General features: G+C 62.8%; 22 protein-coding genes. 10 read left to right on the top strand and 12 right to left on the bottom strand.

All coding sequences use genetic code 11. The annotated features are described in order from the left end of the window. Positions 1-56: 56 nt before the first annotated feature. The 5 genes from LDN82_RS02250 to LDN82_RS02230 all read left to right on the top strand — a co-directional run bounded on the left by LDN82_RS02250 (position 57) and on the right by LDN82_RS02230 (position 6,533). A complete protein-coding gene (locus LDN82_RS02250; RefSeq protein ID WP_224095082.1) occupies positions 57-893 on the top strand; it encodes a sulfurtransferase in 837 nt (278 codons plus the stop codon). Between the two features lie 84 nt (positions 894-977). Continuing rightward, positions 978-1,136: a hypothetical protein gene (locus tag LDN82_RS02245; RefSeq protein ID WP_224095081.1), complete on the top strand. Its 159-nt coding sequence runs from the start codon at positions 978-980 to the stop codon at positions 1,134-1,136. A gap of 231 nt (positions 1,137-1,367) precedes the next feature. Continuing rightward, on the top strand, positions 1,368-2,879 hold the full coding sequence (locus LDN82_RS02240; RefSeq protein WP_224166206.1) for an aldehyde dehydrogenase family protein: 1,512 nt from the start codon (positions 1,368-1,370) through the stop codon (positions 2,877-2,879). Next, positions 2,880-4,520: a GMC oxidoreductase gene (locus tag LDN82_RS02235; protein WP_224166205.1), complete on the top strand. Its 1,641-nt coding sequence runs from the start codon at positions 2,880-2,882 to the stop codon at positions 4,518-4,520. It begins immediately after the preceding gene. Positions 4,521-4,898: 378 nt separating this feature from the next. Then, on the top strand, positions 4,899-6,533 hold the full coding sequence (locus LDN82_RS02230; RefSeq protein ID WP_224166204.1) for an APC family permease: 1,635 nt from the start codon (positions 4,899-4,901) through the stop codon (positions 6,531-6,533). A gap of 69 nt (positions 6,534-6,602) precedes the next feature. Here LDN82_RS02230 and LDN82_RS02225 read toward each other — a convergent pair whose 3' ends face one another. Continuing rightward, the gene (locus LDN82_RS02225; protein WP_224166203.1) at positions 6,603-7,823 is read right to left on the bottom strand and encodes an acyl-CoA dehydrogenase family protein; all 1,221 of its coding nucleotides are present in this window, start codon (positions 7,821-7,823) and stop codon (positions 6,603-6,605) included. 137 nt (positions 7,824-7,960) lie between these two features. On the opposite strand from LDN82_RS02225, the gene LDN82_RS02220 reads away from it, so the two are divergent. Further along, positions 7,961-9,679, top strand: coding sequence for an AMP-binding protein (locus LDN82_RS02220; protein WP_224095076.1), 1,719 nt, complete (start codon positions 7,961-7,963; stop codon positions 9,677-9,679). 24 nt (positions 9,680-9,703) lie between these two features. After that, positions 9,704-10,213 (top strand): MarR family transcriptional regulator, encoded by a 510-nt coding sequence (locus LDN82_RS02215; protein ID WP_224095074.1) that lies wholly within the window; start codon positions 9,704-9,706, stop codon positions 10,211-10,213. Between the two features lie 93 nt (positions 10,214-10,306). Here the strand turns inward: LDN82_RS02215 and LDN82_RS02210 are convergent, their stop codons facing one another. Next, a complete protein-coding gene (locus LDN82_RS02210) occupies positions 10,307-11,482 on the bottom strand; it encodes a pyridoxal phosphate-dependent aminotransferase (protein WP_224095072.1) in 1,176 nt (391 codons plus the stop codon). A 280-nt stretch (positions 11,483-11,762) separates the two neighbouring features. Between LDN82_RS02210 and LDN82_RS02205 the strand changes: the two genes are divergently transcribed. Then, positions 11,763-12,644: a hypothetical protein gene (locus LDN82_RS02205; RefSeq protein WP_224166202.1), complete on the top strand. Its 882-nt coding sequence runs from the start codon at positions 11,763-11,765 to the stop codon at positions 12,642-12,644. 448 nt (positions 12,645-13,092) lie between these two features. Here the strand turns inward: LDN82_RS02205 and LDN82_RS02200 are convergent, their stop codons facing one another. Then, complete coding sequence (locus LDN82_RS02200; RefSeq protein ID WP_224095068.1) at positions 13,093-14,364, bottom strand: FG-GAP-like repeat-containing protein; 1,272 nt, start codon at positions 14,362-14,364, stop codon at positions 13,093-13,095. A 255-nt stretch (positions 14,365-14,619) separates the two neighbouring features. Between LDN82_RS02200 and LDN82_RS02195 the strand changes: the two genes are divergently transcribed. Further along, positions 14,620-15,297 (top strand): TenA family protein, encoded by a 678-nt coding sequence (locus LDN82_RS02195; protein ID WP_224166201.1) that lies wholly within the window; start codon positions 14,620-14,622, stop codon positions 15,295-15,297. A gap of 63 nt (positions 15,298-15,360) precedes the next feature. Here the strand turns inward: LDN82_RS02195 and LDN82_RS02190 are convergent, their stop codons facing one another. From LDN82_RS02190 to LDN82_RS02155, 8 genes are all read right to left on the bottom strand, one after another. Then, the gene (locus LDN82_RS02190; protein WP_224166200.1) at positions 15,361-15,528 is read right to left on the bottom strand and encodes a hypothetical protein; all 168 of its coding nucleotides are present in this window, start codon (positions 15,526-15,528) and stop codon (positions 15,361-15,363) included. An 88-nt stretch (positions 15,529-15,616) separates the two neighbouring features. Next, positions 15,617-15,913: a DUF4190 domain-containing protein gene (locus LDN82_RS02185; protein ID WP_224095062.1), complete on the bottom strand. Its 297-nt coding sequence runs from the start codon at positions 15,911-15,913 to the stop codon at positions 15,617-15,619. 129 nt (positions 15,914-16,042) lie between these two features. Continuing rightward, positions 16,043-16,822 (bottom strand): enoyl-CoA hydratase, encoded by a 780-nt coding sequence (locus tag LDN82_RS02180; protein WP_224166199.1) that lies wholly within the window; start codon positions 16,820-16,822, stop codon positions 16,043-16,045. Between the two features lie 39 nt (positions 16,823-16,861). After that, entirely contained in the window at positions 16,862-17,785 is a 924-nt protein-coding gene (mmsB, locus tag LDN82_RS02175) for a 3-hydroxyisobutyrate dehydrogenase (protein WP_224166198.1), read from the bottom strand. A gap of 59 nt (positions 17,786-17,844) precedes the next feature. Further along, complete coding sequence (locus tag LDN82_RS02170; RefSeq protein WP_224166197.1) at positions 17,845-18,915, bottom strand: enoyl-CoA hydratase/isomerase family protein; 1,071 nt, start codon at positions 18,913-18,915, stop codon at positions 17,845-17,847. Next, positions 18,915-20,414 (bottom strand): CoA-acylating methylmalonate-semialdehyde dehydrogenase, encoded by a 1,500-nt coding sequence (locus LDN82_RS02165; protein ID WP_224167443.1) that lies wholly within the window; start codon positions 20,412-20,414, stop codon positions 18,915-18,917. Before LDN82_RS02165 ends, LDN82_RS02170 begins: the two co-directional genes overlap by 1 nt. Before the next feature lie 168 nt (positions 20,415-20,582). Continuing rightward, complete coding sequence (locus tag LDN82_RS02160; RefSeq protein ID WP_224166196.1) at positions 20,583-21,980, bottom strand: deoxyribodipyrimidine photo-lyase; 1,398 nt, start codon at positions 21,978-21,980, stop codon at positions 20,583-20,585. Between the two features lie 93 nt (positions 21,981-22,073). Next, complete coding sequence (locus LDN82_RS02155) at positions 22,074-22,415, bottom strand: hypothetical protein (RefSeq protein WP_224166195.1); 342 nt, start codon at positions 22,413-22,415, stop codon at positions 22,074-22,076. A 299-nt stretch (positions 22,416-22,714) separates the two neighbouring features. On the opposite strand from LDN82_RS02155, the gene LDN82_RS02150 reads away from it, so the two are divergent. Further along, positions 22,715-24,874 carry a glycogen debranching N-terminal domain-containing protein gene (locus LDN82_RS02150; protein ID WP_224166194.1) on the top strand — a complete coding sequence of 720 codons (2,160 nt, stop codon included), beginning with the start codon at positions 22,715-22,717 and terminating at the stop codon, positions 24,872-24,874. A gap of 142 nt (positions 24,875-25,016) precedes the next feature. Here LDN82_RS02150 and hxlA read toward each other — a convergent pair whose 3' ends face one another. Beyond that, complete coding sequence (hxlA, locus tag LDN82_RS02145; protein WP_224095053.1) at positions 25,017-25,640, bottom strand: 3-hexulose-6-phosphate synthase; 624 nt, start codon at positions 25,638-25,640, stop codon at positions 25,017-25,019. Between the last annotated feature and the right edge of the window lie 28 nt (positions 25,641-25,668).

The following is a 25,668-nucleotide window of genomic DNA, read 5'->3' as shown; positions in this document are numbered from 1 at the left end:
CCATATAATGGGACGTTTTTGCTCGAATAATGGACGCGTCCTTTAGCCTGCACTGTATGGACGATAGCCGGACAACCCAAGAGGACCTTCCGCCCTTTGTTGATGCCGCATGGCTCAAGGCACACCGAACCAACGTTGTCACCGCTGATGTTCGGTGGTACCTCGACGGCGCGTCGGGTCGTGCAGCGTACGACGGCGGGCACCTTCCAGGCGCGCTGTTCGTGGACCTGGATTCATGGCTGTCGGGCAGTTCGGGACCACGCGGCCTGAACCCTCTTCCCGACCCTGAAGTGTTCGCGCAGGGAATGTCTTCCCTGGGAATCGGCGACTCCACCACCGTCGTCGCCTATGACGATGCGGGAGGAGTCATCGCAGCACGGCTCGTATGGATGCTACGCGCCCTCGGGCATCGGGCGGCGCTGCTCGACGGCGGGATTGCCGCGTGGACAGAAGCGCTGGAGACGACGCCCGCCAAGCCGACGCCCGCGACTTTCACGCCGTCTCCGTGGCCGAAGGAGCATCTCGCCCAGCTTGAGGACATTAAGGCAGGGGCTGCCGGGATCATCGTCGACGCTCGAAACGCCGACCGCTTCGACGGAAGCCTCCAACTGCCCACCGATCCCCAAGCCGGACACATCCCCGGCGCCGTGAACGTCCCATGCCGTGGGAACCTAGACCCTGACGGACGCCTGCGCCCGATCACCGAGGTCCGACGAGCGTTTGCGAAGGTTGGGATCGAAGATGCGACTGCCGTCATCTCCTACTGCGGATCAGGCGTCACGGCATGCCACAACCTTCTCGCTCTCGAGTATGCAGGATTTGGTCGCGGCCGCCTCTACCCAGGCGGGTGGTCAGAGTACGGAGCCGAGGCTCGCCGAGCCGAGCTTGGCTGACAGACGCCGTACGAGTACCACTGGTGCACGGAAATCGCTCGTGGTTTGCGTAGCATGGGGGCTCAACGACTATTGGGGGTAGCAATGAATTTAAGTCCAGCCTTCGGAATTATGGGCATCCTGTACGCGGTCTTCATGATCGCGGTGGCCGCCCTGGCCGTGTACGCCCTGGTCTTGGCCGTCATCTTCCTACGGCTGAGGATCGCTGAGTTGAAGAGGGCGGCACGGGCCGGGGACAGCTGATTCCGCTGCGCGCTTTCGGCTTAACGTGTGCCGGAGAGCCAAGAATCGAATACTGCGAATAGCTTCCGGACCACGACGGCACTCCTCCCGGCAACGGTAGGGGCGCCGTCGTTGTCCCCCGGAATAGCAACCACACCACCCCCTCACCACGCGAACGCGCAGCCCGAAATCTTGAACATTTGTTCATATCTACTCTTGAACAGATGTTCAAGATGAACTAATCTGCATCGTATGACCCAAGCCACATTCTCCGATTCCGCATCCACTCTTTTCATCAACGGCGCGTGGGAGCCGGCCGCGTCCGGCGCCGTGCGCCAGATCCACAACCCGGCCGACGGCGAACTGGTCGCCACGGTCTCCGAGGCGGGCCGCGAAGATGCTGAGCGCGCCATCTCGGCAGCCCGTGCAGCCTTTGACTCCGGCGTCTGGTCCTCTGTTCCGGCGCCCGATCGCGGTGCATTTCTGCTGAAGGTCGCGGCGGAACTGCGCGAACGCCGGGAGAAGTTCGCCCGCGCTGAATCGCTGGACACGGGCAAGCGGATCATCGAAAGCCGTATCGACATCGATGACATCGCTGCCTGCTTCGAATATTTCGGAAGGCTCGCCGGGCAGTCGGCAGGCCGCATAGTCGATGCTGGGGACAACGCCGTCGTCAGCAAAATCGTCTACGAGCCCGTTGGTGTCTGCGGCTTGATCACGCCGTGGAACTACCCGCTGCTGCAGGCTGCATGGAAGATCGCTCCCGCGTTGGCCGCTGGCTGCACCTTCGTCCTCAAGCCCGCCGAGCTGACTCCTTCCACGGCAATCCTTGCCATGCAGTTGCTTAAGGACCTTGGCCTGCCCGACGGCGTCGCCAACCTCCTGACAGGCCCCGGAGCCAAAGCGGGCGCACCCCTTTCAGAACACCCCGACATTGACCTGGTCTCCTTTACCGGCGGCCTGGAAACCGGCAAACGTATCGCAGCTGCGGCCGCCGGAACCGTCAAGAAGGTCGCCCTGGAACTTGGCGGCAAGAACCCCAACGTCGTGTTTGCCGACGCGGACTTCGACGCCGCCGTCGACAATGCGTTGAATGGCGCGTTTGTGCACTCAGGCCAGGTCTGCTCTGCGGGGGCGCGGTTGGTTGTGGAGGAATCCATCGCCGAGCGCTTCGTCGACGAGCTGGTCCGCAGGGCAAAGGACATCCGCCTCGGCGGCCCCTTCGACGATGACGCCGAAACCGGACCACTCATCTCTGCAGAGCACCGCGACAAGGTCCACGAGTACGTCCAGCGCGGCATTGAAGAAGGCGCGCGGTTGCGTTGTGGCGGTGCGGCGCCTGAAGGGGAGAAGTACGACGCCGGTTTCTACTACCAGCCGACCATCCTGGACCGCGTCCAACGGGGAATGTCGGTTGTTGTTGACGAAGCGTTCGGCCCGGTTGTGACCGTGGAGACCTTCCGCACCGAAGACGAAGCCGTAGCCACCGCGAACGACACCATTTACGGACTGGCCGGCGCCGTCTGGACCCAGGACGCCGGCAAGGCGCAGCGGGTAGCAGGCCGTCTGCGGCACGGCACCGTTTGGATCAACGACTACCACCCTTACCTTCCGCAGGCCGAATGGGGCGGCTTCGGCCAGTCCGGCGTCGGCCGCGAGCTCGGTCCCACCGGCCTCGCTGAATACCAGGAAGCAAAGCACATCTACCAGAACACCAACCCGCAGGTAACCGGCTGGTTCGCTGACCGCAGCAAGGAGAAATAGATGCACACCGAGAACATCGAGAACCTCAAGGACCAGGGGTTCGACTACGTCGTCATTGGCGGCGGCTCGGCCGGGGCCGCTGTAGCCGCACGCCTGAGCGAGGATCCTTCCGTTTCCGTGGCACTTGTTGAAGCCGGTCCGGATGACCGCGGCCTCCCCGAGATTCTGCAGCTTGACCGCTGGATGGAACTGCTGGAGTCGGGATATGACTGGGACTACCCGGTGGAACCGCAGGAGAACGGCAACTCCTTCATGCGCCACGCCCGCGCCAAGGTCATGGGCGGCTGCTCCAGCCACAACTCCTGCATCGCTTTCTGGGCCCCGCGCGAAGACCTGGACGAGTGGGAGTCAAAGTACGGGGCCACCGGCTGGAACGCTGCGGCCGCCTGGCCGTTGTACCAGCGGCTGGAAACCAATGAGGATGCGGGCCCGGACGCTCCCCACCATGGCGACTCGGGGCCCGTGCACCTGATGAACGTTCCCCCGGCGGATCCCACCGGCGTCGCGCTCCTTGATGCCTGCGAGCAGGCCGGCATCCCCCGCGCTAAGTTCAATGACGGCAGCACTGTGATCAACGGGGCAAATTTCTTCCAGATCAACCGCCGTGCGGACGGGACGCGTTCCTCCAGCTCCGTCTCCTACATCCACCCCATCATCGAACGTGAAAACTTCACGCTGCTGACCGGCCTGCGGGCGCGCCAACTGGTGTTCGACGCGGACAAGCGCTGCACCGGCGTCGACGTCGTTGACTCGGCTTTCGGCCGGACCCACCGGCTCACAGCGCATCGCGAGGTGATCCTCTCAACCGGAGCCATCGACTCGCCCAAGCTCCTCATGCTGTCCGGCATCGGCCCGGCCGCGCATCTGGCCGCACACGGCATCGACGTGGTGGTCGATTCCCCCGGCGTCGGCGAGCACCTCCAGGACCACCCGGAAGGCGTGGTGCAGTTCGAGGCCAAGCAGCCCATGGTGCAGACCTCCACCCAGTGGTGGGAGATTGGCATCTTCACCCCCACTGAAGAGGGCTTGGATCGTCCGGACCTGATGATGCATTACGGCTCTGTTCCGTTCGACATGAACACCCTTCGGCACGGCTACCCCACCACGGAAAATGGCTTCAGCCTCACCCCGAACGTCACCCACGCCCGTTCCCGCGGAACCGTCCGGCTGCGCAGCCGGGACTTCCGCGACAAGCCGATGGTCGACCCCCGTTACTTCACGGATCCGGAGGGCCACGACATGCGGGTCATGGTTGCCGGCATCCGCAAGGCACGGGAAATCGCTGCGCAGCCTGCCATGGCTGAATGGGCCGGCCGGGAGCTCTCCCCTGGCATCGAGGCACAGACGGACGAGGAACTGCAGGACTACATCCGCAAAACGCACAACACGGTGTACCACCCGGTCGGTACTGTCCGGATGGGTCCCGTGGACGATGACATGTCACCGCTGGACCCCGAGTTGCGGGTCAAGGGCGTTACAGGCCTGCGGGTTGCCGACGCCTCCGTCATGCCGGAACACGTCACCGTCAACCCCAACATCACCGTCATGATGATCGGGGAGCGCTGCGCGGACCTCATCAAAGCCAGCCGGACGGTTGAATCTACGACGGCGGAGGCGGACTTCAGCTTGACCCCCGCCTGAGACGCGATTGCCAGTGAAAGCACCGGTGGAGGGTGCGTTCAGCGCTCCCACCGGCGTTTTCCATGCCCACGTTTCGGCGCCGCGAGCACTTACGCCTTGAATGGGCGCCCGCATTATCTTGAACATTTGTTCATAGACAAGTCTTGAACGCCTGTTCAATCTGAACTAACCTCTTTTTATGACCCACGCCACACCTATACGGTTGCGGCTTGGCGGGCAGGCCTGGACTTCGACCACATCGAAGGCCCAACCAGCCCCGTTACAACCATGGGGGAACAGCCGGAGGCACATAGTGGTGCCCGGCCTATTGATTTCGACTGCGACCAATGGCGGCCGCAGGTCATCACCATTCGGTGCACGTCTGAGTTAGGAGTTCGAATGTCAGAACCCAGCAAATTAGGACCCTGCAAGAGCGATGCAAGCGGCATGGACGAGTTTGGCTACGCGCAAACCCTTGACCGCAGCATCGGTAAGTTCGCCAGCTTCGCCGCCGGCGTCAGCTACATCTCCATCCTCACCGGCGTTTTTCAACTCTTTTACTTCGGCTTTTCCACGGCCGGGCCTGCCTATGCGTGGTCATGGCCCATCGTCTTCGTCGGCCAGCTGATGGTGGCACTGTGCTTTGCGGAACTGGCCGGCCGCTACCCGGTGGCTGGATCTGTCTACAACTGGGCCAAACGGCTCTCAAGCGGAACATGGGCCTGGCTGGCGGGCTGGTTGCTCCTGCTTTCCTCGATCATGGCGCTGGGATCAGTTGCCTTGGCCCTTCAAATTACCCTGCCGCAGATCTGGAGCGGCTTCCAGCTTGTGGGCGATGGAACCGGGCCTTACGACTTCGCCGTCAACGGGGTCATCCTTGCCAGCATCATGATCGGCATTTCCACACTCATCAACGCTTTCGGCGTGAAACTCATGACCATGATCAACAGCGTGGGCGTATTCGTAGAGCTGGTTGCGGCCGTCCTGCTGATCGCGGCGCTGATTTGGCACTCAGTACGGGGACCGGAAGTCCTCCTGGATACTGCCGGATTCGGCGAAGAACATCCCCTGGGCTTCTTCGGGGTGTTCATGATTGCCGCCATGGCCTCCGGCTACGTCATGTACGGGTTCGACACCGCAAGCTCCCTGGGCGAGGAAACCAAGGACCCCAAGCGCACGGCTCCCAAGGCTATCCTGCGTGCCGTTACGGCGTCCTTCCTCTTGGGAGGCCTGCTCCTCCTTGGCGGAATCCTGGCTGCGCCGGATCTGTCCGATCCCAAGCTGGGAGCTGCAGATGGCGGACTCCAGTACATCGTTCTTTCGGTGCTGGGAGGCCCCTTCGGCAAGGCCTTCCTGGTTTGCATCGTGGTGGCCGTAGTGGTCTGCACACTGGCCGTGCATGCAGCAGCTATCCGCATGATGTTCGCCATGGCCAGGGACAACAACCTTCCCTTCAGCCGCCAGCTCAGCAAAGTGCACCCCACGCGGAAAACCCCCACAGTGGCCGCCATCGTCATCGGTGCAGTGGCAGTGATCCCGCTGATCGTCAACATCTCCCAGCCGGCCATCTTCACCATTCTTTCCAGCATCAGCATCGTCCTGATCTACCTCTCCTACCTGCTGGTCACCGTTCCGATGCTGCGGCGCCGGTTCCTTAAGAAGTGGCCCCTGAAGGACGACGGATCAGAACCGGGATTCAGCCTAGGCAAATGGGGCCTGCCCGTGAACATCCTGGCAGTGCTCTGGGGCGGCGCGATGACGGTGAACCTGATCTGGCCACGGCCGGAGATCTACAACTCAGTACCGCCCTTCGAGTGGTACCTGCAGTGGGGCGGCGTCATGTTCGTTGCTGCGGTGATCATCGGCGGAACGCTCCTTTACCGCCTCCGTATCAGGCATCGGACAGGGGTTTTGGCCGAGCACGCCGCTGCGGCCCCCTCTCCCGAACCAGCCTCCGCGCAGCCAAACTCCGCCGAGCCAAACTCCGCCGAGCCAAATTCCCCCGAACCTGTCCAGGTCCTAACCCAAAGTTGATAGCAGTCTGACAATGAGGGCATCTCTTCGCTTGCGTTCCACGAGCGAAGAGATGCCCTCAGTGTCGTTCTAGACGAACGCCGACTTTCCCGTGACGGCCCTGGCCACGATCATGGAGTTGATCTCGTAGCTGCCCTCGTAGGTGTACAGGATTTCGGCGTCGCCGAAGAGCTTTCCCATCTCGTAATCCGTGGTGATGCCGTTCCCACCCATCAGGGACCGGCCCATAGCCACGGACGAGCGCGCCAAACGCGTTGTGGTCGCCTTGCACATCGCGGCCTGCACCATTTCCAGCTTCCCCGCCTGCTGGATGCGGGCCAGTTCCACCATCAAGGACAGGGAGGCATTGGCGTTGCCCAAAATGTCCGCGAGTTGCTGCTGGATGAGCTGGAACCGGGCCAATTCCTTGCCGAACTGCTTACGTTCCAGGGCGTAGGACCTGGCAATATCGAAGGCCGCCAATTGGATGCCCGCAGCCTGCCACCCCACCCAGGCCCGCGAGTCCCGCAGCAGATCATTGGCCCGGGAGAATGCCGTGGCGCCGGGCAGCAGGTTATCCGCAGGAATCCGGACGTCGTCCAGCGTGATGTCCGCATTCTGCATGATGCGGAGGCCGATCTTGTTGGTGATCTTGGTGGCCGAGTATCCTGGCCGGTCCGTCTCCACAATGAAGCCCTTGATCTGGTGATCAGACACGTCACGGGCCCACACCAAGGCGAAGTCGGCGATTGTCCCCGCTCCGATCCAGCGCTTGGCACCGTTGATGACCCATTCGCCGCCGTCGCGCCGCGCCGTCGTCGAGAGTCCTCCGGCGATGTCCGAACCGTGGTCCGGTTCCGTGAGGGCGAAGGCGCCCAACTGTGTGAAGGCTTCCAGCCCGGGCAGCCACTTCCGCTTTTGTTCGGGAGAGCCGAGTTCATGGATCATGCCGACGATGAGTTCGTTATGGATCCCCACGAGCGCGGACAGCGACACGTCTGCCCGGGCAATCTCGGTGTACATGAGGCCCTTGAACAGTTTGGAGGAGCCGTCGGTCTGCAGCCCGCCGAGCCCGTATTTTGCCATCTCGGCCAGGAGCCCGAACGGGAACTCTTCGCGGTTCCAATATTCGATGCTGGCAGCGCGGATCCGCGTTTGGAGGAACTCCCGCACCTCCGCGTACCGCTCCTGCTCCCCCGCAGGAAGCAGGTCCACTACATGCATCAGGTCCGCCTCCGGATAAGGAGGGAGGACTTTCCGTGTCGGTTCGCCGCTGGTAACGGTGCCGGCAGCTGCTTTTTCGTCGAGCATTTGACCCCTTCGTCATGTCCAACGCAGGCTCTTCCAAACCCTTGGATGTCCTAGTATATTGCAAGGTGATGTGGACCACTAGGCGGGGTGCTCCGGCGACGGCGCCGAGGCACTAATCCCCCAGCGAAAGGCGGACTATGACAGTCACAGAAGACTTCCGTGCGGCCCGTGACCGGCTGCTGGAACTGCGCGAGGATTACAGGCAGGCCCACAGGGAATTCGAATGGCCACGTTTTGACGAATTCAACTTCGCCCTCGATTGGTTCGACCAGATCGCTGCGGATCCGGAACGGGGAAACAAACCGGCACTGGTCATCGTGGAGCAGGACGGCAGTTCCACACGTCGCACATTTGCGGACCTTTCGCGACGGTCCTCCCAACTCGCCAAGTGGCTGCGCAGCGAGGGCGTCAAACGCGGGGACCACATGATCATCATGCTTGGCAACCAGGTGGAGCTTTGGGAGCTCATGCTTGCCGGCATCAAGCTGGGCATCGTCATGATCCCCACCACCACCCTCATGGGCGCCCGGGATCTCCAAGACCGCGTAGAACGGGGCGGGGCCAACTGGGTGGCCGTGGGTAGCGCCAACATTGGGAAGTTCGCGGACGTGGCGGGCGATTACACGCTCATCGAGGTCGGCGCGGACCACGCCAACGACCAGGCGCTGCAGTACGCGGATTCGTACGACGCCGGCACGGACTTCACGCCCGACGCCCCCACCAAAGCGGACGAGACACTGCTCCTCTACTTCACGTCCGGCACCACTTCGAGGGCCAAGCTCGTGGAGCACACCCACACCTCCTACCCCGTGGGCCACCTTTCCACGATGTACTGGATCGGCCTTGAACCCGGCGACGTGCACCTCAATGTCGCCTCCCCCGGCTGGGCCAAGCACGCCTGGTCCAACGTCTTCACACCCTGGATCGCCGAGGCCTGTGTCTTCATCTACAACTACGAACGCTTCAATGCGGCCGCCCTCATGGACCAAATGGGCCGCGAAGGAGTCACGAGCTTCTGCGCGCCGCCCACCGTCTGGCGCATGCTCATCCAGGCGGACCTCACTCAGCTGGCCTCGCCGCCCCGGAAGGTGGTGTCCGCCGGCGAACCGCTGAATGCGGAAGTCATCGGCCAGGTGGAGGAAGCGTGGGGCGTCACCATCCGCGACGGTTTCGGCCAGACCGAATCCACCGTCCAGATCGCGAACACGCCGGCACAGCCGGTGAAGATCGGTTCCATGGGCCGGCCGCTGCCCGGATACGACGTCGTCCTGGTCGATCCGCTCACCGGCAAGGAAGCCGACGACGGCGAACTCTGCCTGCGCTTGGACCCCCGGCCCGTGGGGCTCATGAAAAGCTACTTCGGTGACGAAGCGAAAACAGCAGAAGCGTTCCGCGACGGCTACTACCACACCGGCGATATGGCCAGCCGGGACGCCGACGGGGTCATCACCTATGTGGGCCGGGACGACGACGTCTTCAAATCCTCCGACTACCGCTTGTCCCCCTTCGAACTCGAAAGCGTACTGATCGAACACCCCGCCGTGGCGGAGGCCGCCGTCGTACCTTCGCCTGACCCGGTGAAGCTGTCGGTGCCGAAAGCGTTTGTGGTGCTCGCCGCCGGCTACGAACCCGGACCCGCCGTTGCCGAGGACATCCTGCGATACTGTCGCGAGCACCTGGCGCCCTTCAAACGGATACGGCGTCTCGAATTCGGCGAACTGCCCAAGACCATTTCAGGCAAGATCAGGCGTGTGGAACTTCGCGGCACGGAAGTGGCGCGGCACGGAAGCGGACCGTTGCCGGCAGGCCTCGGCCTGGAATACACCGAGGAAGAGTTCCCGAATCTGAAAGACTAGCCACCCGAGCAACGAAGGAGGCCCATGGGCACCCCACTCCCCCGCGACCCCATCGCCGACGCCCAACGCAACTGGGAACGGCACGGTTGGGGCGATGTCGCCGCGCCCATGGCAGCCATCACCGCGATCATGCGCACCCAGCAGATCCTGCTTGCACGCATCGAGACGGTCCTCAAACCGTTCGGCCTGACCTTCGCACGCTACGAACTCCTCGCGCTGCTGAGTTTCGCCCGCAGCGGCGCACTCCCCATGAACAAGGCGAGCGCGCTGCTGCAGGTGCACCCCACCTCGGTGACCAACGCCGTCGACCGTCTCGAAAAGGCCGGCCTGGTGGCCCGCTCCCCGCACCCCACCGACGGCCGCACCACCCTGATCGAGCTCACTGCCGAGGGCCGCACCCTCGCCAAGAAGGCGACGGCGGCACTCAATTCCGAGGTTTTCGGCAAGTCAGGCTTCGGGGCCGACGACGTCGATCACCTTATCCGCGTCCTGGGGACCTTCCGCAGGGATGCCGGGGACTTTACAGAGGAGTGATCCTTTCGGCGCTCTTCATGCCAGCTGAGTGAAACCCAGGGGGTCCGGATTCAGCCCCTCCGGTCCCACGTCCATCAACTGACGCCCGGCGTTCTACGGGATGCGTCCGCCCGCCCCACGCACCGCCGCCCTGAAACGGTCACCGAGAAGTTCGATCCGTTCAACAGGTTCGTTGCTAAAAACAAGACGCAGATGACGGCCAGCTACGTCGCCGCCCCAGCCAGTCATGGCAGTGGCGGCTACACCATGCCCTAAAAGCACTCGGGAAAGGTCCGATGGATTCACCCCATGCTCCGTGGTGTCCAGGATCTGCGACCAACCTCCGGCAGCCGGGATCATGGCAAAGCCTTCCAGGGATGCGGTAAGGGCATCACGCCGGCGTTGCCACTCTTCAATGCATTGAGCCAGTCCGTCATCGGCCCCGCCCAGGGCAGCTATCAGCCCGGCTTGGGCGATGCCTCCGGGGGTGATGCCGTTGTAGATGTGAACCATCGCGAGGTCCGGTATCACCGCGGCGGGGGCGACGATCCACCCGATCCTCCAGCCGATCATCCGCTGCTCGATCGAGGGTGTGCCAACAATGACGGTGCGGTCCCGCATCCCCGGATAGGACACCGGGCTCACAACCGGCAAACCGTCGTAGACGACTCCCTCCATAAACGACCAATAGATCAGCCACAGGTCCTTCTCCACGCATAGCCTGGTAATGGCCTGCCATTCCTCGTCATTGAGCCTGTAGCCGGCGGGAAACGACGGATTCTGGAGGAAGACGGCCCTCGTTCCGGGTGTGACTGCCGCTTCCAACGCATCGATGTCCAACCGCCAGGTTCCATCCCCGGCTGTCATCGCCACCAACCGCGGCACGCCTCCTGCCAGATAAACCCTGTTGAGCATGCCCGCGTACGTGGGGTCAGTGAGCACTATTTCATCGCCAGGGTCGGTCAGGGCCAGCAGTGCGTCCAGAAGGCAGTCTCCGTCGCTGGCAGTCAGGATGATTTCGGTTTCCGGATCGTACTTGACGCCGCTGCGGGACGCCACATGGGCCGCCACTGCCTCTTTGGCGGCCAACTGGCCCGTGAAAGGGAGGTATGAGTTGGCCGAGTCCAGGCCAACGGCCGCGCGGGTAGCTTCGATCGCCAACGGAGGCGGAAGAAGGTCGGTATCAAGATTCTCCAGGCGCAGAGTGTTTGGATCCTCACCCGCCGCCGCGGCCACCGTGTCTATGTTGAAGCCGGCGACGTACTTCAGCCGGGCAGGCCTGGTTCTCATCGTTGCCTCATTTCACCGAAGAAGGGTCATCCAAGACCATCGTCCGCTCGAAGTTCCCGAAACGGAACGGCAATAACGCGATTTTGAACTGCAATTTCCACGGCCACATGGATTACCAGCTGCCACCTTCTGTACCCGGATGCGCCGCCGGGCGTATCCTAAAGCTCCATTGCCGCAGTGGGGGGTGGAGCGTTTGGCCAAGAACCCGGGACAACGCCGCAGCATACTTCTGCGCCCTTTCCTCCTTGCCATGCTTGCCTCGTCTGCATGGATGCTGTGGTTGACAGGCCCTTCAGCAGCCGCCGCGGATATCCTTCCCGTCATACCTCCGCTACCGAGCAGCACCACGCCGCTAACGCAGACTCTGCAGGCGCCCTCGGTCACATCGTTGGCCGATTCTGTGGACCCAGCGGCTCCCGATCTTGATCCGCTGGCCGAGGCTTCCGCAGCTCCCGTGCTGTCTGAGGCTCCCGCGCTGCCTGAGGCTCCCACGGCTCCCGCGCTCCCGACGGTAACCGTCCCCCAAGTACTAGGTGCCCCCCAGGTTCCGGTCGTCGGCCAGCTTCCCGAGGTACAGAAACTTCCTGTGGTGGAGGGAGTCCTGGAGCTCCTGCCCGAAGTTTCAGACGTACTTCCCGTGCCCGCGGTGCCCGTGCTGCCGGAAGTGCCTGGCTTACCCGATGTGCCGGACTTGCCCGGGCTTGCCGACCCTCTGTTTCCTCCAACGCCAGCGACCACACCGAACCCGCTCGACGGCGTAACCCCGCCTGAGGTATCGACCTCCCCGGACGCCCCAATCTCACCGTCAGGCGCTCCAACGCTGCCACTCGCCGTCGTACTCCAAACCACGCAGGCAGCGGCGCCCGTGCTCGGAGGCCCGAGCCTCCCGCAGCCCATACCGACCTTTGATCCAGCAGGGGTTCCGCCCGCCGCGATGCTCGCACCCGGCAGCCCGGTTCCCGGCGCACCGCTTTATCCGGTACCGGCGCCAAGCACCGCAGGCGCATCGGGAGCGGGTGGCTCAAACACGTCGGCCCCCGGGGCGTCCGACATCCCGGAGGTCCTCGCACCGCTGCCGCCTCCGAGAGCCGGTCCAGTGACGGACCCGCAGCGAACGGCATCACCACAACCCTCGTTCGATCCCGGGTCCCGACCTGACTGATGCGGTGGCTCCTGCTTTGGCAGGCACCACCACCTGCGCCAACCGACGCAGGCATAAGACATCAGTCAGGAGGCACCCATGCTTCGCAAAATCCAGGTCCCTGTCCGCAATCACGCAAAGGCATCCGCCAGCCAACGTATCGGCTTTTGGCCCGACTTGGTCGGCAACTGGCCGGACCCGATGCACGCGGAAAGGAGCCGGATAGTCTGCTGAGGGGCGGCACACCGCCCAGGAAATAACGACGCCGGCCGGATGGTCAGTCTGACTGTCCGGCCGGCGTCGTGCTGTCCGAAGGCGCCCGTTTCCGACACGGCTTCATGGGCTCCCGGGACCACCTTCCCCATACTGATGGGCTTGCTGACCGGACTAATTACCGGACGGGTGCGGGCTCGGGATGACGGTTAGGACGGCGAGCCATTTCTCTCGGGCATCCCTTTCGAGTGGGCTATTAGATCAAGGAGCGGAAGATGTCCCAGCCGGTGCCGATGGTTTCGGCGGTGGGAACGAAGCCGGTGTACTTGAGCAGGTCTCCGTCCGGGTTGATGGCGATGGTGTCGTTCCGTGTCACCGTGTGCCCCCAATGTATTGCCTCGCCCAGGTTGTGGGTGAAGCTGCCGGCGCCGATGATTTCCGACATGACCTCCCAGCCGGGACCCCAGGTATTAGCCCCTTGCCAGCCTCCTTGGCCGTCTGATCTGTAGTGGTGCATGTAGCCGGCGTGGTCACGTCCGAGGATGTCTACGGCACCGTCGCCGCTTAGGTCGCCGGAGGCAATGATCTTGTCGAAGACCTGCCAGCCGGTGCCCACAACGACCGCCTGCTTCCAGCCGCCTTCACCGTCGCCGGGGTACAAGTGGAGATCGCCCCGTGCATCGCGGGCGAGGACATCGTTGTTGCCGTCCCCGTCAAAGTCACCCGGACCCACGAACGTGTCGAACATGTTCCAGCCCGTACCGACGACAGATCTGTCCAGCCAGCCTCCGTGTCCATCGCCCGGGTATTGGTAGAGGTCTCCCTCCGCGTCGCGAGCAAGGATGTCGTTGTTGCCGTCCCCATCGAAATCGCCAGGTGAGAAAACGATGTTGAAGATGTTCCATCCGGTGCCCACGAGCCTGGGCTGGTCCCAGTGCGACGTTTCGTAGCTGGGGCACACTCCGGCGTCGCACGATCCGAGGGTGTAAGTGTAGGTCCGGGGATACAGGACCAGTTCCCCGGTGTCCGTACGGCCCAACAGCTCGAAGTTTCCCCGCCCGGTCCAGCCCATGGCCCGGTTGGACGCCGCAATGGGCTCTGTCTCCTTGCTGTGCAGCAGCGTGTTCTCATCGCCCCTTAGGGAGTCGCCGCACTGTTGCTTCTCCGGAGTCGTCGCGTAGACGTTGAAGGAGAGGCGGTTCCCGCGGTCTTCCGGCAGAATTTTTAGGGGTTCCACTTGGCGTTCCGCCGGAAGGGGTGTGCCGTTGCTCAGCCATTCAATCGTGTAACCATCCGGCGCTGCCCCGGTCTTGTCGCAGCCCGAGAATTCCCCCGGCGCACCCATCCTCAGCTCTGATCCCACGAACGGCATTCCCACCATGGACACAACTCCGTCCATATCAATATGGTGGAGCGGTTGGGCGCCTGCCGCCGTCGCCGGGACACCGCCGCTGCTTGCCAAACCGATCACGAGAAGCGCAGCCATGGCACTCCGCCGTGCGACACGCTTGAAACCGTTTGCGATCATATTTCCCCCTTGAAGACCTGTCGCAGACCTTCCGCCTGAACGGCATCTTTCCGCCAAGGCTACATGAGCGCCCGGTACCCCTTTTGGAAGCGAGCCATGGCTTAGGAATCGGATTATGGGCAGACGCTAAGAATTGGAGCACTACCCCCTCTGGCCTTTGAGCCGTGTGGGCGACGCCTGTCGCGCCGCGTCATTCAGCCGTAACCACCACCGTCGGCTGCTAGCGTGCAGTCCTGACACTTCAGGAGGAAACACGTGGGCTTTGCCGAAGAACTCAAGAAGGACTGCATCAACAATTGGGACGCCGCAATCAACCATCCGTTTGTGGATCAGTTGCTCGGCGGGAGTCTTTCCGACGACGACCTTCGGCGCTACCTTGTGCAGGACTACCAGTTCTGCGATGCCTTCATAGCGCTCCTCGGGCAGGCTGTGGCGTCTGCTCCATCGTTGTCCTCACGGTTGGTGTTCGCGCGGGTCCTGGGAGCATTCGCATCGGACGAGAACACGTACTTCCAGGACTGCTTCGATGAACTGGACGTTGCGGACGCTGACCGGGTCGGGCCTGTTTTGGGAGCCGTGACCCGGGACTTTGATTCACTCATGCGCAGCGCCCTGGCTACCCGCTCCTATCCGGACATCCTGGCTGTCCTCCTTGTTGCCGAGTGGCTTTACGGGGACTGGGCCGCGCGGGCCCGAGATCCTGAACTGCGGCCAGCCGCGCCAAAGCACTCGGAGTGGATCCGCCTCCACAATAATCCCGAGTACAACGCCTGGGTGACGTGGCTACGGGAGGAGTTCAACGCCGTCGAGCCTGTAGATCCGGAAGTTCGCGACCGCGTTACGGAGACGTTCCGCGAGGCTGTGCGTTTGGAGCTCGCGTTCTTTGACGCCGCCCTTGTCCCGTCAGGCGCCCCGTCATCCGTCCCTGCTTAGAGAGCAACAAGTGGCTGTCCCTATGTAAGAGATGGCAACTGCAGTGGCGTGGCGCGAAAAGAGTTAGTGAATGTGGGATGCGAACGCAGAGCTGAGGGCGAAATATGAGACCACAGCCCCCTCCTGCTCAACCTGATCGCGCGCGTAGGAGCACGCCACAGCGATGTCGTCCAGGTCGGTCCAGTGCCAGCTGTCCGGGCAGTGGTGGTTATCGCAGAATTGCCACGTCATTTTCGTTCCTCAGTCATCGCCCTGTTTGTCCTTATATAGGACCGCTCCGGGGCGGGATCGTGACGAGGAAAGTATGGTGACCTGCGTCCTACTGGCGGGTCACCGAAAACGAAAAGATGAGAGCCGACACGAGGGCCAGGGCGGCAATACCGTAACCGACAACCAAGGCTGCAATCGCGAAGGGCCGTCCGCGTTCTCCACGTTGCTGGATCTGGTTGAGGGCGACGTGGCCTGCGCCCACAACGAAGACCGCGATGACGGCCATCCCGGCGAAGAACAGACCCACGAGGGCCAGCACTGCCATCGCTGCTGCCACGATGGCTTGGCGGTTGATCGGTTGGACGGATGCTTCCGTTTGGCCGGTTTGAACGATCTCCGTTGACATGTTCTCTCCCCATTTGTCGGTGCCAAAGAGTCTATCCTCGCGCATGCCATAACTGCGTTGCGGGGCTCACTCTGCGCGCTTCGCGTCGGATTTGAAGCGCAGAGCAGGCCCCGCAACGTAAAGAAACTCCTAAAGGTGCTTGAACTCCGGCTCCCGCTTCTCGCTGAATGCGGCCATGCCCTCCTTCTGGTCCTCGGTGGCGAACAGCGAGTGGAACACCCGCCGTTCGAAGAGCACTCCCTGGGCCAGACCCATTTCAAAGGCGGCATTGACGGCTTCCTTGGCCACCATGGCCGCGGGCTTGGACTTGGAAGCGATGACCTCGGCGGCTTTCACAGCCTCGTCAATGACTTCAGCTGCGGGGACAATCCTGGACACAAGGCCTGAGCGTTCAGCTTCCTCGGCGTCCATGAAACGGCCTGTCAGGACCATGTCCATCGCCTTGGCCTTCCCAACGGCACGGGTGAGCCGCTGGGAGCCGCCCATGCCGGGGATGACACCCAGGTTGATTTCCGGTTGGCCGAACTTGGCGTTGTCCCCGGCAATGATGAAGTCCGCCATCATCGCCAGTTCGCAGCCACCACCCAGGGCAAAGCCGGAGACGGCAGCAATGACGGGGATCCGGAGCCGCGTGAGGTCCTCCCAGCGGCGGAACCAGTCCGCCGCATACATTTCCATGTAGCTCTTGGAGGACATCTCCTTAATGTCGGCGCCTGCCGCGAACGCCTTGGCGGATCCCGTGATGACCACGGCGCCGATGCCAGGATCGGTGTCCATTGCGGTGACTGCGTCCACAAGTTCGTTCATGAGTGCTGTATTCAGCGCATTCAACGCTTCCGGCCGGTTCAACGTCACCAAGCCCACGCGGCCCCGACGTTCCACCAGGATGTTCCCGTACTGCTCCGTCATGCTCTCCCTCTCACTCAACGTCGTCATGTACAGAATCTCTCACACAGACTTGTCGCGTATGTCCGTGATGATGCCTGAGAAGTCACGTCCGGCACCCTCGCCCGCGGCGTAGGCATCGTAGATCCGGGATGCCAACGGTCCCATTTCCGCTGCAACTCCAGTGCTTTCCAACGCATTGACGGCCAGCCGAAGATCCTTGGCCATCAGTGCCCCCGCAAAACCGGGCTGGTAGTCGCGGTTGGCGGGGCTGGTGGGGACAGGACCGGGAACAGGACAGTTGGTGGTCAGGGCCCAGCACTGTCCGGAGGCGTTGGAAGCGACGTCGAACAGTGCCTGGTGCGTGAGTCCAAGTTTCTCCCCGAGTACGAAGGCCTCTGCCACGGCAATCATGGAAACGCCCAGGATCATGTTGTTGCAGACCTTGGCTGCTTGCCCTGCACCGTGGTCTCCGCAATGCACGATCCTCTTGCCCATGAGTTCCAGGATGGGTTTGACGGTCTCAAAATCTTCAGGCAAAGCGCCCACCATGAAAGTCAGGGTGCCGGCCTCGGCACCCACCACGCCACCGGAAACCGGCGCATCCACGGAACGGTGGCCTGCGTCAACGGCAATGACGGCCGCCTCCCGGGCCTCGTCAACGTTGATGGTGGAACAATCCAGGAACAAGGTATCCGGCGCGGCTACTGACAGCAGCCCGGGCCCGTCAACCCCGCGATACGCATCCAACACGTGCTTGCCGCTGGGCAACATTGTCAACACCACGGCCGCGCCGTCCACGGCTTCGTGCGCCGTGGATGCCATGGGAATTCCGTGGGCTTTGGCGGCCTCGACGGCGGCCGGCACAGGGTCATAACCGATCACATCGTGTCCGGCTTTGATCAGGTTGGCCGCCATGGGCCCGCCCATATGGCCAAGTCCGAGGAAAGCTATGAGTCCCGTTGCCGATGCTGCGTTCTCTGTCATGTCGTCTCCTTCAACTGGCTAACAAACTGGCTGGACATGCGGGCTGCACAACCCGGCGGTCATGTGGCGTCAGCGCCCAAGGCGGCGAGCCCCAGCTCGCGGTCGCCGAGCGGCGCAAAGTAGCCCTCGACGTCGGACTCGCGCACCTCAGCCAAAGTGGGAGGCTTCCACTGCGGGTTCCGGTCCTTGTCCACTACCTGTGCACGGATCCCCTCCCGGAAATCAGGCCCGGCCAGGCAGCGCAGTCCCACCCGGTATTCCTGGTCCAGCGCTTCCTCCAGCGACATCCCCGGAACACGCCGCAAGGATGCCAAAGTGACCTTCACAGATGTGGGCGACTTCGCCTCAATGGTGTCGGCCGCAGAAGCTGCCTCGGGCGAAGACTCCCCCAGCGAGCGCAAACTCCGTACGATCTCCTCCGCATCATCATGGGCATAGGCGGCATCGATCCACTCCCGCTGGCCAGCGATGGCCGAGTCCGGCGCCGCTTGGGCAAAACGCCCGACGGCGGCCTCCGCCGTCGAGCTCTCCAGCGCCTCTGCCAGCGCGGCGAGGTTTTCGGACGGCATAAAGTGATCCGCGAGGCCGAGGAACAAGGCATCGGCCCCGGAGAGGTGGGCGCCCGTCAGCGCGGCGTGGGTTCCCGTCTCCCCCGGCGAGCGCGACAACAAAAAGGTGCCGCCGACGTCGGGTACGAATCCAATGGTGGTCTCGGGCATGCCGGTGCGCGTCCGCTCAGTAACAATGCGCACCGAGCCGTGCGCCGAAACCCCCACGCCGCCGCCCAGCACCAACCCGTCCATGAAGGCGACATAGGGCTTGGGGTAACGGGCAATGAGCGAGTTCAGCCGGTACTCGTCGGCCCAGAACTCCGCCGTTTCCGTTCCGCCGTGCAGCATGTCCTTGTAGATGGCAACAATGTCTCCGCCGGCGCATAGCCCGCGGTCGCCAGCGCCGCGCACCAGGACGGTTGCTACGGCGTCGTCGTCAGCCCAGGCAGCCAACTGCTGGAGCATGGCTTTCACCATTCCCGCGCTGAGGGCGTTGACTGCCCGGGGCCGGTTGAGCGTTACGATGCCAAGATGGCCGCGGCGCTCAAAGAGAACTTCGTCTGTGTCCAAAGCCCCCATCAGCTACCTGCCGGCATGATGAAGCTGGCGCCCTGTCGAATGCCGGAAGGCCACCGCGACGTCACCGTCTTGGTCTTGGTGTAGAAGCGGAAGGCGTCGGCGCCGTGCTGGTTGAGGTCGCCGAAACCGGATGCCTTCCAGCCGCCGAAGGTGTAGTACGCGATCGGTACAGGAATGGGGACGTTGATGCCCACCATGCCCACTTCGACGCGGCTGGCGAAGTCGCGGGCGGAGTCGCCGTCGCGGGTGAAAATTGCGACGCCGTTGCCAAACTCGTGCTCACTGCAGAGCCTTAGCGCTTCGTCGTAGTCAGCCGCGCGCAGCACGCTGAGGACGGGGCCGAAGATCTCTTCCTTGTAGATCTTCATGTCCTTGGTGACGTTGTCGAAGAGCGTGGGACCAACCCAGAAGCCGCCGTCGTAGCCTTCCACTGTGAGTCCACGGCCATCGGTGACCAGGGTTGCGCCTTCGTCAACGCCGGACTGGATGTAGCCTTCGATTCTTTCCTTCGCGGAGGCAGCAACCACAGGCCCGAAGTCCGAGTCCTTGTCCAGGCTGTGGCCGACTTTGAGGTGTTTGACGCGCTCGGTCAGCTTGGCCACCAGGGCATCGGCAGTCTGCTGGCCAACGGGAACCGCAACGGAAATCGCCATGCAACGTTCACCGGCGGAACCGTAGCCCGCGCCAATCAGGGCGTCGGCGGCCATGTCCAGGTCTGCGTCGGGCATGATCACCATGTGGTTCTTTGCCCCGCCGAAGCATTGTGCGCGCTTGCCGTGCGCAGCCGCGGTGGCGTAGATGTACTGGGCGATCGGCGTGGAACCAACGAAGCCAATGGCCTTGACGCGCGGATCCTCAAGCAGGGCGTCGACGGCTTCTTTATCACCGTTGATCACGTTGAAAACGCCGTTGGGAACACCGGCTTCGCTGTACAGCTCGGCAAGCCGCAACGGAACGGAGGGATCCCGTTCGGAGGGCTTGAGGATGAAAGCGTTGCCGGCTGCGAGCGCGGGGCCCGACTTCCAGAGGGGGATCATGGCTGGGAAGTTGAACGGCGTAATACCGGCAACCACGCCAAGCGGTTGGCGCAGAGAGTGCACGTCAATGCCCTGCCCCGCGTTGTCCGAGAACTCGCCCTTGAGCAGGTGCGGCGCCCCTGCGGAGAATTCGACTACCTCGATGCCGCGCTGGATGTCTCCCTTGGCGTCGGCGAACGTTTTGCCGTGTTCGGAGGACAGGAGCTTTGCGAGCTCGTCAATGTTCTCGTTGACCAAGTCAACAAACTTCAGCAGGATGCGTCCCCGGCGTTGCGGGTTCATCGCCGCCCATTCGAGCTGGCCCTTCTCGGCATTTGCAATCGCGTTGCGGACCTCGTCCGCGCTGGCCAGCGGAAGCCGCGCCTGCACTTCGCCCGTGCAGGGATCGAAGACATCGCTGAACCGTCCGGACGTGCCGTCGATCCTCTGGCCGTCTACGTAGTGTGAAAGCTCGCGCACCATGGTGGAATGCTCCTTTGCATCGTGAATGACTGCCGTGCGGCTGGTTCCAGTAATCGGCAGGAACGCCTCAGCGACTGTGAGCCAGGTCATCTCTGAACCGAATATACTCGGACTTCCTACTAATTTCCAGAGGCGGTTTTTCGGACCCTGTCCAACAGCGCACAGTAGCTAGTGCACCTCTTTGAGTCCCTTGTAGGCGTCCAGCGCATCCTGCCGGGTGGTCTTGAGATCCACGATTTCCTCCGGGTAATCCGGTGTGCCGAACTCCTCGATCCAGCGGGCTATGTACTTGCCCTGGGGATCGAATTTGGTGCGTTGCGCCTGCGGATTGAAGATCCTGAAAAACGGCGAAGCGTCCGCCCCTGAGCCCGCCACCCACTGCCAATTCGCAGGGTTGGATGCCGGGTCAGCGTCCACCAAGGTGTCCCAGAACCACTGCTCGCCGAGTTGCCAATGTATGCCCAGGTTCTTCACCAGGAAGCTGGCCGCGACCATCCTCACCCGGTTGTGCATCCACCCTGTCTGCCAGAGTTGCCGCTGCCCGGCGTCCACCAAGGGGAAACCCGTGCGGCCCTGCTGCCAGGCCCGAAGCTCCTCTGCTGCAGACTCGTGACCTTCTTGAGCATTCGCGGGGCGGGAGCCATCGCCATCCGGCCAAGCCCACGGGAAGTGGTCGAACTCTTTGCGCAGGTTCGCTGTGGCCAGGTCCGGGTTATGGAAGTACTGGTGCCAACAGAACTCACGCCAGCCGAGTTCGGAGGCGAAAATACCTCTGCTTTCCGAGCTATTGGAAGCCAGGGCATGCCACACCTCGAACGGGCTGAGCTCACCCCAACGCAGGTATGGCGAAAGACAACTGCTGCCATCGACGTCCGGTCGATTACGGCCTTCGCTGTAATTTGCGAGTCCGTCCGCCACGAATTGCCTAAGCCGCTGGTGTCCGGCAGCAGATCCCGGCGTCCATGCCTCCCCCAACCCTGTGGACCAGTCAGGGTTGGTAGGCAACAGGTGCCACGATTCCAACGAATCACAGCCTGTCAGTTCGCCCGCGTAGCCGTGGCCGGACGCCGGCACAGCCAACGGGTCCCGGAAGTCCTGCGCTGAAACGGTCCGCCAAAAAGGAGTGAAAACCTTGTACTGCCCGCCGGTCTTGGTGGTGACTTCCCACGGCTCATGAAGCAGGGACGCTTGAAAACTCTCCACATGCATGCCGGCCTCACGAGCCCACGTCTTGATCCCGGCGTCCACCATCCGCTCAGCGGGGCCGTACCGGCGGTTCCAGAACAGCGCGCCGGCGCCGACCGCCGTCGTGATCTCCTGAACAACCGCGGCAGCCGGTCCCCGACGCAACAACAGCGGTATTCCGAGCGCCGCGAGATTGTCCTTCAGCGCGGCCAACGAGTGGTGGAGCCACCAGCGTGCGGCACCGCCGTGCGGCCGGATGCCGGGCGATTCTTCGTCCAGGACGTAGAGTGCCACCGCCGCGCCATCATCGACGGCGGCACGCAAGGCGGGGTTGTCCCTGACCCTCAGGTCGTCGCGGAACCAGACGATGGATGGCCTCAAATTACTACCCTCTTCCGAATCGGCATACAGCTGATGCCCCTGGGAAGGCATCCTAAGGGCATCAGCTGAACAACTAACCCGGAACTCAGGGGGTTACCTCAATGAGGGAACCGAGTCCTCATTTATTTGGCTGAATTCGGGGGCGCTGGTGTCGGTTTCACTCCAGACGGGGACACTGTTCATCACGTAGTCCCTGGCTGCGGGACCCACCATGTTCAGGCCGGAGTAGATGCGCTGGCCATGATTCTTCCTGGCGCGCAAGCCTTCAAGTTCAAGGGCGGTCCTGAAAGCGGAATCGGGAATGGGCACTTTGCGTCCGAGGACGCACCAACTGATGTAGAGGCCGTAGAGGGTGTCGAAATCCAGACCCTGCTCGGTGTCGTCGTCAAACACCACACAGTCACTGAGGAAACTACTGATTTGGGTGTCGGTCATTGCGGGGCCTCCGGTGGCGGAAGTAAAAACGGGCCGCCGGGCTGCATCAGCGAATGTCCTGTTCACCCACTATAGTCCTCCTGGGGTTCGCCTGTACCGGAAAGTAGGTTAACTCTGGATGCATTCTCTGCGGCGACACCGTCAAACGAACCTTCAACCCTCTGGTGCCCACCGCCGCATCGGCGTAGCTTCGGATACGTCCACACATGCGGCTGCACACCGGCCCCTCGGGCGAGCCAGGCAACGGTTTGCGTGGGCACTGTGGCTGATTGACTGTTCCGCTGATTGGAGGCACAGACGTGGCTGGATGGAATGCCGATACTGCCGCCGGGCCCCTTGGTTCCGGCACGGTCACTCTGGTGGAAGGCTCGTCATTCTGCATTTCTGCCGCCAACGGAGACATCCGCCCTGAGCTACCGCAGGGTGTCTTCCATCTGGACACCCGGATCCTCTCCAAGTGGGAACTGACGGTCAACGGACAACCACTTGAGCCACTGGCCGCGGAGACCAAGGAACCTTACCGGGCGCTCTTTGCCTCCCGGGTGCCCCGTTCCGATGGATACGCGGACAGTCCGCTGCTGGTGGAGCGGCTGCGCGAGGTCGGGGCCGGAATCCTGGAGAAGATCACAGTCCGGAACTACTCCACCAAAGCGGCGGATTGCCGGATCCTGTTGACGGTCGAGTCTGACTTCGCGGACCTTTTTGAGGTGAAGGAGGCCAGGATTACCCGCCACTGGACCGAGACCCGGCTTCCTGAAGGCAATTCACTGGAAATTCGCGGCAAATGGGAGGGTTTCCGAAAAAGCGTCGTCATCCAGGCTGAAGGTGCGGGTGCCGGAGCAAAGGCGTTGGGCTTCACCGCGAAAATTCCCCCTTTTGGGAGCTGGAGTACCCGCGTGAGCGTGGTGCCCACCGTTGATGGAGCCGGCACGCCGGTGCCGTTCACCCATCCAGCCCAGGGTGAGCTCTCCCCCAGCGACAGGCGCAGGCAGGAGTGGGTAGCCAGGATCCCTGCCTTGCAAATCAGCAACCACTCCATCGAGAGCACGCTCCGCCGCAGCTATGAGGACCTGGGCGCCCTCCGGATCCAGGACCCGGAACATCCGGACAGGGTGGTGGTTGCTGCCGGCGCGCCGTGGTTCATGACGTTGTTTGGCCGCGACTCGCTGTGGGCTTCGGAAATGGCCCTGCCGGTGGACCCGTCACTGGCCTTGGGCACGCTGCGAACGTTGGCCGACCGCCAGGGAACGGTGGTGGATCCGGTCAGTGAGGAAGAACCGGGCAAGATCCTCCACGAGGTGAGGCTCGACGTCTCCAGCGGCCTCGCTCTCGGCGGAAAGTCCGCGTACTACGGCAGCGTTGATGCAACCCCACTCTTCGTGGTTGTCCTGGGATCGGTCAGCCGCTGGGGATTCTCTAAGGACACTATCGCCGCCCTCCTGCCGAACGCCGACCGCGCCCTTGAGTGGATCCGTGATTACGGCGACCGGGACGGCGATGGCTTCGTGGAGTACGCGCGGCCCAACGAGCACGGGCTCATCAACCAAGGATGGAAGGACTCCTGGGACGGCATCAACTTTGCCGATGGCACCCTCGCTGAACCGCCCCTGGCGCTATGCGAAGTCCAGGCGTACGTGCACGGCGCCTATACGTCCCGGGCCTGGATGGCGTACGACGCCGGCGACCTCACCTTGGCTGCCGAACTTCAGGAACGCGCTGATCGCCTCAAGCAGAAGTTCAACGAAGAGTTTTGGCTTCCGGACAAGGGCTATTATGCCGTTGCATTGGACCGCGACAAGCGGCCTGTGGACGCATGCGCCTCCAACATGGGCCACACCATGTGGTTTGGCTTGATGGATGAGGACAAGGCCCCCTCTGTTGTGGAGCACCTGATGTCCCCGGAGATGTTCAGTGGTTGGGGAATCCGGACGTTGGCAAGCAACATGGGCGCCTACAACCCGGCCAGTTACCACAACGGCTCAGTCTGGCCGCACGACAATGCGCTGATTGTCCAAGGACTGCTGCGATACGGATTTGTGGAGGAAGCACAACGGATTGCCACAGCCTTGCTGGAAGCCGCCGAGTATTCAGGCGGCCGGCTCCCGGAACTCTTCTGCGGATTCGACCGGAAACAATTCAGCGAACCAGTTCCGTATCCAACCGCCTGCTCACCCCAGGCATGGGCTGCCACAACGCCCATTCAGCTGGTGATGGGCCTCATGCGCTACGACGCCCACATATCGTTGGGCGGCGTCTGGCTGGATCCTGTTTTGCCGTCGTCCTTCGGAGACCTCCACATCGGCAACGCCCCCATGGGAAGCGACCGCATCACCATCGACATTGTCGGATCGAAGCCCACGGTCCAAGGCCTGCCGGATGGCTTGACGTTCCGCCATGCGCAGCGGCCTTGGCTCACGGAGCTACTGGAACAAGCACACCTACGGGGCCCGGAAACCTGAGGTCCGACAAAACTGAGGGCCGGAAAAGTGGGGCCCATGTGGGGCCCATGTGGGGCCCAAAAAAGCGAGCCGCCCGGAAAGTCCCTTTCAAAGGATACTTCCCGGGCGGCTTCAAGCGGGGTCAGTGAGTGGGCAACAGGCCTTACTGGATGGCTGCTTTGAGTTCCTTGGCGGCCAGTTCCGGATCAAGGGCGCTGTAGATGGCGCTACCGGCCACGGCTACGTCGGCACCGGCCAACTGCACGGCCTGGATGGTGGAGAGGTTGACGCCGCCTGCAACCGAGAACGGTACACGGGCTTCTTCACCGGCGTTAAGGAGTCCGCGAAGATCGAAGCCAGGCTGGGCTTGCTCGTCCAGGCCAGCGTGGAATTCGATGAACTTGGCCCCGAGAGCGCGGGCTTCCTTCGCACGGGTGACCTTGTCGGCAACGCCGATCAGGTCAACCACGATGCCCTTGTTGTGCGTCTGGGCTGCCTTGACGGCGCCTGCAATGGTGGAGTCGTCTGCCGTTCCGAGCACTGAGACGAGGTCGGCGCCGGCCTTGAAGGCGATGTCGGCTTCGAGTTCGCCAGCGTCCATGGTCTTCATGTCGGCGAAGACGATCTTGGTGGGGTGTGCTTCCTTGATCGCGGTCACTGCGGAGAGGCCCTCTGCCTTGATCAGCGGCGTGCCCAGTTCGATGATGTCAACGTGCTCGGCGACTTTGCCGGCCAGGTCCAGGGCTGCCTCGGTGGTGAGGAGGTCAAGTGCGACTTGGAGTTTCATAGTGTTCTTACTTTCTTTGTGGGTTGTG

This window comes from Arthrobacter sp. StoSoilA2 (assembly GCF_019977195.1).
Classification (GTDB): Bacteria; Actinomycetota; Actinomycetes; order Actinomycetales; family Micrococcaceae; genus Arthrobacter.
Note: the sequence above shows the minus strand (reverse complement) of the source record. Positions and strands in the feature narration are given on the sequence as shown.